Genomic DNA, 11,734 nt, shown 5'->3' with positions numbered 1-11,734 from the left:
TATATGTGGTCAAACGCTCGGCGAAGAGATTCGGAGCGGTGACGTGTAATCATAGTGCCTATGATATTATTACGCGCATTATGCGAAATAAAGCCTGGAGTAGAGGATGAAAGTGACGCTGCCTGATTTCCGTCAAGCGGGTGTGTTAGTGGTTGGTGATGTCATGCTGGATCGTTACTGGTATGGGCCAACCAGTCGAATTTCACCAGAGGCACCGGTGCCTGTGGTCAAGGTTGATACGATCGAAGAGCGCCCGGGCGGCGCGGCGAACGTTGCAATGAACATCGCAGCATTGGGGGCGGGATCGCGTCTGGTAGGGTTAACGGGCATTGATGATGCTGCACGCGCGCTGAACGCCAAACTTGGCGAAGTGAATGTGAAGTGTGACTTTGTCTCTGTTCCTACGCACCCGACGATCACCAAGCTGCGCGTGCTGTCGCGCAATCAGCAACTGATCCGACTGGATTTCGAAGAGGGATTTGAGGGGATCGATCCTCAACCTATCATCGAGCGTATCCAACAGGCGCTGCCAAAAATTGGTGCGCTGGTGCTGTCTGATTATGCAAAAGGCGCCTTGGCGCATGTACAAACTATGATTCAGACCGCAAAAGCAGCTGGCGTTCCGGTGCTGATCGACCCGAAAGGGACAGATTTTTCCCGTTACCGCGGTGCGACGCTGCTGACGCCGAACCTGTCTGAATTTGAAGCGGTTGCAGGACGTTGTAAAACGGAAGAAGAACTGGTTGAGCGCGGTATGCAACTGATGACGGATTACGATCTGTCTGCGCTGCTGATTACCCGTTCTGAGCAAGGGATGACGCTGCTACAGCCGGGCAAAGCTCCGCTGCATTTGCCGACGCAGGCGCAGGAAGTGTATGACGTGACTGGTGCTGGCGATACCGTAATTGGTGTTCTGGCTGCTGCACTGGCAGCGGGTAACCCGCTGGAAGAAGCCTGTTTCTTAGCGAATGCCGCCGCAGGTGTCGTCGTTGGCAAGCTGGGAACGTCCACGGTGACACCGATTGAGTTGGAAAATGCTATCCGTGGCCGTGCTGAAACCGGATTTGGCGTGATGACCGAAGAACAGTTGAAACATGCCGTTGAGCTGGCGCGTCAGCGTGGCGAAAAGATTGTGATGACTAACGGCTGCTTCGATATTCTGCATGCCGGACATGTGTCTTATCTTGCCAATGCTCGCAAACTTGGCGATCGGCTGATCGTTGCAGTAAATAGCGATGCATCAACCAAACGCTTGAAGGGGCCGACGCGACCTGTGAACCCGCTGCCGCAGCGGATGATCGTGTTAGGCGCGTTGGAAGCTGTCGACTGGGTCGTGCCGTTTGAAGAAGATACGCCCCAGCGTCTGATTGCCAGCATCCTGCCGGATATTCTGGTGAAAGGCGGAGACTACCAGCCACATGAAATCGCCGGTAGTGAAGAGGTCTGGGCCAACGGTGGTGAAGTGAAAGTTCTGAACTTTGAGGACGGCTGCTCCACGACAAATATCATCAACACGATTAAAGCCAGCACGTCTCAATCTTAAACGAAATAAAACTGACGGCGCTCGAACTATTTCGAGGTCGTTCAGGCCGCAAGCTAATGATTTTCGCCCTAGCCTATCACGGGCGAAAATCATGACGCCAACAGGGCGACACGTCAGATAAAACAGGTATGAAACCAGTGAAGAAAGAACCAGCCGAAGTGAATGTGGCCGCACTGCGGGTAGCGGAATTGCGCCGGGTCTTACGCCATCACGAATACAAATATCACGTTGAAGATGCGCCCGAAATTCCTGATATCGAATATGACAAACTCATGCAGGAATTGAAGGCGTTAGAAGCCGATCACCCAGAACTGGTGACGAGTGATTCTCCTACGCAGCGCGTTGGTGCGGCACCGCTGGCGGCATTTGAGCAAGTACGCCATGAAGTGCCGATGCTATCGCTGGATAACGTATTTGATGAAGAAAGCTATCTGGCCTTCAGCAAGCGAATTGGCGACAGGCTGAAGAACGGTGACGAGCTGACATTCTGTTGTGAACTGAAACTGGATGGTTTGGCTGTCAGCCTGTTGTATGAAGAGGGCGTTCTGGTACAGGCGGCCACGCGCGGGGATGGAACGACTGGGGAAAATATCACCAGTAATATCCGTACCGTTGGGGCTATCCCATTGCGTCTTGACGGTGACAATATTCCGCGTCGTGTTGAAGTGCGCGGCGAAGTGTTTATGAAACACGGCGGCTTTGAAAAGTTGAACGAAGAGGCTCGTCGTACAGGGAGCAAAGTCTTTGCCAACCCGCGTAACGCCGCTGCCGGATCGCTGCGTCAGCTCGACCCACGCATTACCGCTAAACGTCCGCTGACCTTCTTCTGCTATGGCGTCGGCCTGTTGGAAGGTGGTGAACTACCTGCGAGTCACTGGGAGCGGTTGATGCAGTTCAAAGCGTGGGGACTACCGGTTAGTGACAGAATCAAGCTATGCACTGGTCCAGCCGAAGTGCTCGATTTTTATCGTCAGGTTGAACAGACTCGTAGTTCATTAGGCTTTGATATTGATGGCGTCGTCGTCAAAGTTGACTCTCTGGCATTGCAGGAACGATTAGGGTTCGTTGCTCGTGCACCTCGCTGGGCGGTGGCGTTTAAATTCCCCGCGCAGGAACAACTGACCTGGGTGCGCGATGTCGAGTTTCAGGTGGGGCGGACGGGGGCGATTACGCCCGTTGCGCGTCTGGAACCCGTCGCCGTGGCGGGTGTGATCGTCAGCAACGCGACGCTGCATAATGCCGATGAAATTGAGCGACTCGGTTTGCAGATTGGCGATCGCGTGATTGTGCGCCGAGCGGGGGATGTGATCCCGCAGATCGTCGGCATCGTCGAATCTGAACGACCCGAAACCGTGCAACCGATCGTTTTCCCTGCTGCCTGCCCCGTGTGTGGATCTGATGTTGAGCGTGTGGAAGGAGAAGCCGTCACGCGTTGTACCGGTGGCTTGATCTGTGGCGCTCAGCGTAAAGAAGCGCTGAAGCACTTTGTTTCTCGTCGTGCGCTGGATGTTGAAGGCATGGGAGATAAGATCATCGATCAACTGGTGGAAAAAGAGTATGTCAAAACGCCAGCCGATCTGTTTCGCCTGAGCGCTGGGATCATGACGGGGCTGGATCGCATGGGGCCTAAGTCCGCCATGAATGTGGTCAGTGCACTGGAAAAGGCAAAAAGCACAACGCTGGCGCGTTTCCTGTACGCGTTGGGAATCCGTGATGTTGGCGAATCGACGGCTGCCAATCTGGCTGCCCATTTTGGTTCGTTGGAGGCGCTTTTTGCTGCCGATGAAGACGCGCTGCTGGAGGTGCCGGATGTCGGTAAAGTCGTTGCCGCGCATGTGCGCCACTTCCTTGAGGAAGAGCACAACCAAACCGTGATCCGCGAACTGACCGATCCCGCTGGCATCAACATCCACTGGCCCGACGTTCAAGTCGTCAATGCCGAAGAGATCGACAGCCCATTTGCGGGGAAAACGGTGGTATTGACCGGATCGCTGAGTATTCTGTCCCGCGATGAAGCCAAAGATCGGCTAACTGCGTTGGGGGCAAAAGTGAGCGGCAGCGTCTCGAAGAAAACCGACATGGTGATCGCCGGTGAAGCGGCAGGCTCTAAGCTGGCGAAGGCGCAAGAGTTGGGGATCCCTGTGATCGATGAGGCGGAAATGATCCGACTACTGGATAATTACGGTGATGTAAGCCCGTTATAGGAGAAACACGGGGATGAGGTTTCCAAATGGGCGCCTTGCCTCGTGCACGCTCTGTATATCTCGAACCTGAAACGACTACGCTATTGGGAGTGAACACGGGTGGAAAAAGAAGACCTGATAGAGATTGCCAGGATGCAGATGCCTTTTGGTAAATATAAAGGGCGGGTGCTGATTGATTTACCGGAAGAGTACCTGTTGTGGTTTTCTCGCAAGGATGAATTTCCTCAGGGGCGTTTAGGGGAATTGATGCAAATTACGCTGGCAATCAAGATAGAGGGTTTGCAAGGATTGGTAACACCGCTGAAGCGACCTCGTTCCTGATTATCCATTTCCTCGCGCAGTCTTTGACGAAAAAAGGTCGTTTCAATGAAGCGACCTTTTACGTTTGCTACTTACCCCATCCCTGACGCAGACTATACGTAGACATTAATCTTATTGTCTTCGGTTGGGCGGTTAACGCCTTCTTGTTTAGCATTTTGCGTTGTAGAAGAGGAATCAGACTGCTGCTCAGACTTCTCACTCTGCAAACGAGCAATTTGCGCCTGTAATGCCTGAATCTGTGCCTGAATTGCCTGCTGCTGTTGTTCGATAAGTTTACGTTCTTCATCGCTTTCTGCGCTGGAAGCCGATTCGGTCAGTTTACTCACCTGCTTGGTGAGTGATTGGACCTGCTTGGTTAACTGTGCAATTTGCTGTTCTGACGTGCTGCTGCTTTTACTGCTGCTTGCCGTTGTTGTCGATACGCTGATACTGCTGATTGTGTTTGACATCTTCCCTCCTGAAAATATGCCTATATACCCGAATTATTAGGGGTACAAGCCCTTATATCGGCAATTTAAACACTTTCTCGAAGGTGATATTGTTGGCAATCAAACATGAAATACTCACTTTCCTGACAGCTAATGTAACAAAATATATCAGTCAGGAAAGCGAGGGAAAGTCGAGGGGGAATGTGTCAGATTTTACGGTCAGACGTAGATATCAACACCGCCTTCTTTTTCTTTATTTTCAGTTTGTTGTGATGAACTTTCTGACGCCGCGCTAAGCGCTTTCTTTTCTGCTTCTTCTTTTTGGATGCGGGCAATTTCGGCATAGAGTGCCTGTATTTGTGCCTGAATCATCTGCTGCTGCTGCTTAATGAGTTTGCGCTCATCTTCACTTTGCGCGTTGGCGGCTGATTCACCCAACTCTTTTAGCTGTTTGGTTAGCACTTTGATTTGATTTTGTAATGCGGCAATTTTCTGTTGAGCGCCATTACCATTACCATTACTGGCTGCAGGCGCAGCCTTACTCTCTGTAGTCGATGAATTTTTACTCTTACTGGCCGTAGGTGCCGCTGCTACTTGTGACGGCGTATTCATGGTAATCCGGCTAATATCGTTGGACATCACTTCCTCCTGAAATAAGTCAGTTCTCCGATCACTATCGGCTAAATCGCGATTTTCTTTACGAAAAACTTACAAATCAGTGGGGGACGGCTAGGTACTTATTAAAGGAAAAGGGAGGGGGCTGGCAAGCGTGTTTCCTTACTCCCTTGCCAGCAATAGTGATGAAATGACGTCAGTTAACTACCGTACACGTTAATTGCGCTGTTCAGTCGCTTAGCCTGAAGATTTAGCCCTTCAGCCGCTTCGGTTGATTGCGTGACCATATCGGTATTGCCCTGTGTCATTTGTTCTATCTGTGCAATCGAGGTATTGATCAGACCTAATGCAGAAGTCTGCTCATGCGTTGCATTGCTGATCTCTTTGATCATGGTGGAGACCTGCAAAACTTCATCAACGATGTCGCTGATATGCTTGCCTGCGTTCTCTACCATCACGCTGCCTTGTTTCACGCTTTCTACGTTGGCATCGATCAACGTTTTAATTTCTTTGGCAGCAGAGGCGGAATGCTGTGCCAGATTGCGAACCTCAGCGGCCACCACGGCAAACCCTCGTCCCTGTACCCCTGCACGCGCGGCTTCAACCGCGGCGTTTAGCGCAAGGATGTTAGTCTGGAAGGCAATACTGTCTATCACGCCAATGATATCAACGATTTTATCGCTGGCACTGGAGATGGAATCCATCATGCCGATGGTTTCCTTCATAATATTGCCACCTTTTAGGGCGGTGCTGCTGGCGGCTTGTGCCATTGTTGTCGCTTGCGCCGCCGTTTCTGCACTCTGCTGTACCGCAACGGTAATTTCTTCAATCGCAGCGGCGGTTTGTTGCAGATTCGCCGACGTTTCTTCTGTGCGGCTATTCAGGTCGATGTTGTTTTCCGCCAATTTATGGCTGACATTCGTGATGCCGTGAACTTGCGTACTGACGTCATCGACAAGCGAATGCAGGTTCAGGCCAAACTGGTTAACTGAACGTAGCAGTAAGCCAATTTCGTCTACCCGATTGAGGTGGATGTGCTTTACTTTACGGCCTGATACCACATGCTGCGCCTGTTTGAGTATCATCCTGATTGGCTGCGCAATTTGCTGCTGTAGAAACTGATCCATGATGACGACGAGTAATAGCGTCAGAGCCAACAGCCACAGTGGATTCATGCCACTGAAGGCAAGCAACGCGGGAATGAGTCCCACGGCCAATACGGCGATACGTAAGCGCCAGCGGACTGACAATTTCTGCAAGATCGACAGTGGAGAAAAGAATCCGGTGCGCACGACCAGCCCTTTATAGAACTTGCGGCTACCCGCTTGTTTCTTCTGCACGGCGCTATACAGCATTTCGGCCGCTTTTATTTCTTCGGCATTGGGGGTGTTACGTACCGAGATATAGCCCGCAAGCTGCTCTTGCTGGTAAACCGGTGTAACGTTGGCACGAACCCAGTAGTGGTCACCGTTGTTACGACGGTTTTTGACCAGTCCGGTCCAGCTATCTCCTTGTTTCAGCGTAAACCACAGATCGGCATAGGCTTCAACGGGCATGTCTGGATGGCGCACAATATTGTGCGGCTGGTTGATAAGCTGCTCTTCAGAAAAACCGCTAACCTTAATAAAGGCAGAGTTGGCATAGGTAATGTGGCTGTGAATATTTGTCGTGGACATCAATATGGTGTCCATGTCTAACAGATACTCCTGCTGTGTGACAGGTGTATTTAATCTCATTAGAAACCCCGGCGTACGTATCCCGCTCAGTTTCCAGGTTCAGCCATGCTGGCCGCTTTGCTTGCCTCAGCCGTTCTGGTTATTCCAGAGGCTGAAACGTTACAGGGCTGCCGCGTGACGATACCATGAAATCTGTCAGGCATATTGCTGTGTAAATATTCAAATTATTCAAATAGGTATACTGAAATTTTTTGGGTGTCTTACTCGCTTAATAAAATAATGTTCTATACCCGTCATACTTCAAGTTACATGTGCGTTGGCTTCATTCGGTCACCCGAATCACTTACTTGAGTAAGCTCATCGGGATTCCCTTACTTGCCGCCTTCCTGAAACTCGAATTATTTAGGGTATACACTATTTATAATGAGCGGGTTATTGACCCTATTTTGTGCGTGATGGAGATTTTGTAACTATATATTTGTAACAAATATTTCATCAGTGTTAGCACGCTTTTTCAGCACGCGTAAATTTATGATGAGGACGATCACCTGTCAATTGATTCATTTTATTGGCAATAAATAATCAGAGAAAAAATGATTAAAAATAGGTGAGGAGAACATAGCGGATTTACTGAAAATGTGTTCTGGATGGGCATAATTGACAATAAGAAGAACCTATTGTTAACTTTTTTTTATTCTTTCTTTGCACTAATGAAATTAAATGTTGCTGCATTGATGCTTATTGTTTTAATTACTGCTTTTTCTCGGTTTTCATTGCGGCTGAATTTATTGTAGATCAAATAATGCCATCCGCAGGCCGGATAATGGCTCTGGCCTGCGGAAAAAGATAATCAGGTTACCGGGGCCGGGTTGAAAACGGCGAGTGCGTTATGAAGCCCCCATTGATCGGACCAGGTTTTTTTCTTGCTGCTAGCGATATCCAAAATGAAATGGAAAAGCTGCCAGCCGACATCTTCGATCGTCGCTTCTCCGGTTGCAATCGTACCGGCATCAATATCCATCAGGTCGTGCCAGCGGTTTGCCAATGCGGTACGGGTCGCCATTTTGATCACGGGTACGGCCAGTAGACCATAAGGCGTACCGCGACCGGTGGTGAAGACCTGTACGGTGATACCGGAAGCGAGCTGCTGGGTACCGCACACAAAGTCGCTGGCTGGCGTTGCCGCGTAAATCAACCCGCGTTTGGTGGGGCGCTGGCCGGGAGAAAGAACTTCGACAATCGCGCTGGTGCCCGATTTGGCGATGGAGCCAAGCGCTTTTTCCACTACGTTCGCAAGGCCACCTTTTTTGTTGCCCGGCGATGGGTTGGCGCTACGGTCGGTCTGGCCGCTATCGAGGTAGTTATCGTACCAGGCCATCTCTTCCAACAGACGTTTACCGACTTCTTCGTTGATCACGCGCGGTGTTAGTAGATGAATAGCGTCGCGCACTTCAGTCACTTCGGAGAACATGACGGTTGCGCCGCAGCGTACCAGTAGGTCGGAGGCAAACCCAACGGCCGGGTTAGCGGTGACACCAGAGAAAGCATCGCTGCCGCCACACTGCATGCCGACAACCAATTCTGAGGCCGGACAAGTCTCACGCTGACGTTTGTTCAATCGTTGCAGGTGTTTGTCGGCCATCGTCAGAATGTCATCCACCATCGAGCGGAAGCCAACATGGTGTTCATCCTGCAAGCGGACAATGCTGGTGTCATCGAGGGAGATGGCCTGTACATCTGGCGTCCCTTCTAGCAGGCGTTCAGGCTGTAATTTTTCACAGCCCAGACCCACCACCAGTATTTCTCCGCCAAAATTTGGATTCAGTGCCAGATTGTGAATGGTGCGGATAGGAACGACCGCCGCAGGGGCATTAATTGCCACACCACAACCATAGAGATGATTGAGCGCAACTACACCATCCACATTGGGGTACTTGGGTAATAAATCTCGCTCGATAATTTTGACGACATAGTCCACTACGCCCGCGACACAGTGCACGCTGGTGGTTATGCCCAACAGATTTTTCGTGCCTACGCTGCCATCGGCATTGCGGTAACCTTCAAAGGTATAGCCTTCCAGCGGAGGAAGAGAGGGCGGAATTTTGGTCGCCAGCGGCAGGGTTTCCAGTGCGGGTGCCTGAGGTAGCTCGACCACGGATTCGTCAATCCAGCTTCCTTTGGCAATATCGCGCAGCGCATACCCGATAATTTCACCATAGCGGATGATTGCGCCTGTTTTGGCGATATCAACAAGGGCAACTTTGTGACCCTGCGGAACATGCTCAATTAATTCCAGACTATCATTAAAACGGGTTCCAGCACGTAAGCCATTATTATTAACAACAATGGCAACATTATCAGAATCGTGAACCTTAATATAAAGTGGCTGCTCTTGTGCAGCATTACTTTCTGATTTATCTGACATGATGCAAGCCTTTATTATTTGTTTATCAGAAACGCAGTGGTAACTATTACTACACGAGTCATTTACCACACTATTACTTCATTGCTCGTTAATGAGTATACGTGAGGTTCTCTTCTCGTACATTATGCAATTGACCTAAGCAAGCGCTTTTTGTTTCTGATTTATCAGGTTAATGACCAATTTTTGGTGAGTTTGATCACATTCTGTCTGCGCACTGTTTTTAGAACGGAAATGAAAATAATGTGTATGGATGTAAAAAGAGAATAACGGCGTTTTTCGTGAAATACCTCGCACTATATAGGGCAAGTGCACCAACATATTCCAAAGGACATTTTTAATGTTGTGCTTTTATCTAGTGAGTGGCCAGCAGGTAAAAATTATAATGTTCCTGCGAGTTGAAGATGTCAGCTAATTACTCTGATGCTATATAGCCTGGCTATTCGCAAAAAAAATAAAAATGGGAATTTACTATACCCTAAATAATTCGAGTTTCAGGTAGGCGGCAAGAGAAAGAGTCCCGATGAACTTACTCCGGTAAGTGATTCGGGTGAGTGAACGCAGCCAACACACATGTAACTTGAAGTATGACGGGGATATCCACTGATCTTCATTCTGATAACCCTACACCGTTATCTGTTATTCGGAATGAATGAGCGAACCGCGATTGAAGCAGGAGTTCATCATGAATACAGTAAGCTCAGCAGCTGGCGCGATACAAAAGAGAACAAACGCCCGCTACTGGATTGTCGTGATGTTGTTTATTGTCACGTCATTTAACTATGGAGACCGTGCGACCTTGTCCATTGCTGGTTCAGCAATGTCTAAGGAAATTGGGCTGGACGCGGTGGGGATGGGATATATCTTCTCTGCGTTCTCCTGGGCATATGTTATTGGTCAAATACCCGGAGGCTGGCTGCTCGATCGCTTTGGCTCAAAGAAAGTCTACTTCTACAGTATCTTCACCTGGTCGATTTTTACCTTATTACAAGGCTTTGTCGATATCTTCAGCGGTGCGGGCATTGTCATTTCTCTGTTCCTCCTGCGCTTTATGGTCGGTTTGTGTGAATCACCTTCCTTCCCGGGAAATAGCCGAATTGTGGCTGCCTGGTTCCCCGCACAAGAGCGTGGAACGGCCGTCGCGATATTCAACTCGGCTCAGTACTTTGCGACCGTGATCTTCGCCCCTATCATGGGCTGGCTGGTACACGCTGTAGGTTGGGCGCACGTGTTCTGGTTCATGGGTGGATTAGGTATCATCCTCAGCTTTGTCTGGCTGAAAGTGATCCACGATCCTAAAGATCACCCAGGCGTGAATCAGGCTGAACTGGATTATATTGAAGCCGGTGGCGCACTGATCAATATGGACGCCAAAGGGTCGAAGAAAGCGGCCGTGAAGGGTGAAAAATGGCATCAGGTCAAGCAATTAATGCAGTCTCGCATGATGCTTGGTGTGTATATCGGCCAATATTGTATTAACGCACTGACCTACTTCTTCATCACCTGGTTCCCACTTTATTTGGTTCAGGCGCGAGGTATGTCGATCCTCAAAGCGGGGTTTGTTGCCTCGGTGCCTGCTATCTGCGGTTTTGTGGGCGGCGTTCTGGGCGGCATCATTTCCGATTACCTGATGCGCCGGACCAATTCACTGACCTTTGCCCGTAAAACACCTATCGTTCTCGGTATGTTGCTCTCCATGTCGATGGTGATTTGTAACTACGTTGAAACCGAGTGGGTCGTCATTGCGGTGATGTCTGCTGCCTTCTTCGGCAAAGGCATTGGTGCGCTGGGCTGGGCGGTTATGGCTGATACAGCACCGAAAGAAATCAGTGGGTTAAGTGGTGGGCTGTTTAATATGTTCGGTAATGCGTCTGGTATCGTGACGCCGATTGCAATTGGCTACATCATCGGAATGACCGGTTCTTTCAATGGTGCTCTGGTGTATGTCGGTGTCCATGCGATGGTTGCCATCGCCAGCTACCTGTTCATTGTGCAAGATATTAAACGTATTGAATTAAAGCCATTCGTTAATAATTAAAGCCATTCGCTACAGCATTAATCTGCATGTAGGCAGTAACACAAAACGCTGTGCCGTCATACTGATGGCGCAGCGTTTTGCCCTTTATTTATGTCATGGAAAGTAGGGATTTACCTATTCGAAATCGGGTGCCAATGGTACGTATTCCGGTGTTTATAAGGCAGAAATTTGCTTTTCCCGGTTTTCGTGAAACACCTCCCATTGGCCTGTGATAATGACATATTTAATCTGCATTTCGACAGGGAATGCTGTGCTATTGCCCAATGAGTTGTGAAATAAGAAAACTTATACTTTTTACTGAGGTTGGTAAGGCGGCACGGATTACGACACTGCTTTCCTAATCGTTTTATTCCGGTATTAAGGTAGTTATACCTGTTTTTATTCTGATAACCCTACAAGCATTGTTCATTTCAAATCAGAGTAAAAACAAGGTCGCGCTAATAAAGTAGGAAAACAACATGAAATCATCTACTGGTGCACCATCTGT

Annotated in this window: 8 protein-coding genes; 4 read left to right on the top strand and 4 right to left on the bottom strand. The window is 49.4% G+C overall.

Features of this window, described 5'->3' with window-relative positions; translation table 11 throughout:
- The first annotated feature begins 106 nt into the window (after positions 1-106).
- The 3 genes from hldE to A0G03_RS17190 all read left to right on the top strand — a co-directional run bounded on the left by hldE (position 107) and on the right by A0G03_RS17190 (position 4,068).
- The gene (gene hldE, locus A0G03_RS17200; protein ID WP_048262043.1) at positions 107-1,543 is read left to right on the top strand and encodes a bifunctional D-glycero-beta-D-manno-heptose-7-phosphate kinase/D-glycero-beta-D-manno-heptose 1-phosphate adenylyltransferase HldE; all 1,437 of its coding nucleotides are present in this window, start codon (positions 107-109) and stop codon (positions 1,541-1,543) included.
- A 128-nt stretch (positions 1,544-1,671) separates the two neighbouring features.
- Positions 1,672-3,747 (top strand): NAD-dependent DNA ligase LigA, encoded by a 2,076-nt coding sequence (gene ligA, locus A0G03_RS17195; protein ID WP_048262041.1) that lies wholly within the window; start codon positions 1,672-1,674, stop codon positions 3,745-3,747.
- A gap of 99 nt (positions 3,748-3,846) precedes the next feature.
- Positions 3,847-4,068: a DUF3820 family protein gene (locus A0G03_RS17190; protein WP_048262039.1), complete on the top strand. Its 222-nt coding sequence runs from the start codon at positions 3,847-3,849 to the stop codon at positions 4,066-4,068.
- A 92-nt stretch (positions 4,069-4,160) separates the two neighbouring features.
- Here A0G03_RS17190 and A0G03_RS17185 read toward each other — a convergent pair whose 3' ends face one another.
- From A0G03_RS17185 to garD, 4 genes are all read right to left on the bottom strand, one after another.
- Positions 4,161-4,517 (bottom strand): FlxA-like family protein, encoded by a 357-nt coding sequence (locus tag A0G03_RS17185; protein ID WP_048262037.1) that lies wholly within the window; start codon positions 4,515-4,517, stop codon positions 4,161-4,163.
- A gap of 198 nt (positions 4,518-4,715) precedes the next feature.
- Complete coding sequence (locus A0G03_RS17180) at positions 4,716-5,135, bottom strand: FlxA-like family protein (protein WP_048262035.1); 420 nt, start codon at positions 5,133-5,135, stop codon at positions 4,716-4,718.
- A 176-nt stretch (positions 5,136-5,311) separates the two neighbouring features.
- Positions 5,312-6,847: a methyl-accepting chemotaxis protein gene (locus A0G03_RS17175; RefSeq protein WP_048262033.1), complete on the bottom strand. Its 1,536-nt coding sequence runs from the start codon at positions 6,845-6,847 to the stop codon at positions 5,312-5,314.
- Between the two features lie 790 nt (positions 6,848-7,637).
- The gene (garD, locus tag A0G03_RS17170) at positions 7,638-9,212 is read right to left on the bottom strand and encodes a galactarate dehydratase (RefSeq protein ID WP_048262031.1); all 1,575 of its coding nucleotides are present in this window, start codon (positions 9,210-9,212) and stop codon (positions 7,638-7,640) included.
- Positions 9,213-9,894: 682 nt separating this feature from the next.
- Here garD and A0G03_RS17165 point away from each other — a divergent pair.
- Positions 9,895-11,247 carry an MFS transporter gene (locus A0G03_RS17165; RefSeq protein WP_048262029.1) on the top strand — a complete coding sequence of 451 codons (1,353 nt, stop codon included), beginning with the start codon at positions 9,895-9,897 and terminating at the stop codon, positions 11,245-11,247.
- Positions 11,248-11,734: the final 487 nt, after the last annotated feature.

This window comes from Pectobacterium peruviense, assembly GCF_002847345.1.
Taxonomy (GTDB): Bacteria; Pseudomonadota; Gammaproteobacteria; order Enterobacterales; family Enterobacteriaceae; genus Pectobacterium; species Pectobacterium peruviense.
Note: the sequence above shows the minus strand (reverse complement) of the source record. Positions and strands in the feature narration are given on the sequence as shown.